The sequence below is a fragment of the Crystallibacter degradans genome (assembly GCF_012952295.1).
GTDB classification, from domain to species: domain Bacteria; phylum Actinomycetota; class Actinomycetes; order Actinomycetales; family Micrococcaceae; genus Crystallibacter; species Crystallibacter degradans.
The window spans coordinates 1-508 of sequence record NZ_JABBCH010000084.1 but is presented as its reverse complement, the minus strand read 5'-3'; the positions used below and the strand labels follow the sequence as shown (position 1 = coordinate 508).

Sequence of the window (508 nt, the reverse complement as noted above, 5' to 3'; positions counted from 1 at the left end):
GACCTGGCTCCAGGAACGCCCCCAAGAATGGCGGGACGGGGTTGAGGTCGTGGCCATGGACGGGTTCTCCGGGTTCAAGAGCGCCGCGGCCGAGGAACTCCCCGACGCGGTCCCGGTGATGGATCCCTTCCACGTCGTCCGGTTGGCCGGCGATGCCCTTGATTCGTGCCGGCGGCGGGTTCAGCAGCAGACGTGCGGGCACCGCGGACGGGCCGGGGACCCGCTGTATTCGGCTCGCCGGACCATCCACACAGGCGCGGACCTGCTCACCGAGAACCAACGCCAACGCCTGGAAACCCTGTTCACCGCTGATACGCATGTTGAGGTCGAAGCCAGTTGCGGCGCCTACCAGCGCATGGTTGCCGCTTACCGGGAACCAGACCGGGCCAAAGGTCAGCAGATGATGCAAGCCGTGATTGACTCCCTCAGCAGCGGCGTCCCCACCGCGCTGACCGAGCTCCGAACTCTCGGGCGCACCCTCAAACGACGGGCCCAGGACGTGCTGGCA

Annotated in this window: 1 protein-coding gene; it reads left to right on the top strand. The window is 67.3% G+C overall.

Annotated elements, in window-relative coordinates:
• The coding region (locus HGO92_RS23220) for a transposase (protein ID WP_205835020.1) at positions 1 to 508 on the top strand (508 nt) is incomplete at both ends.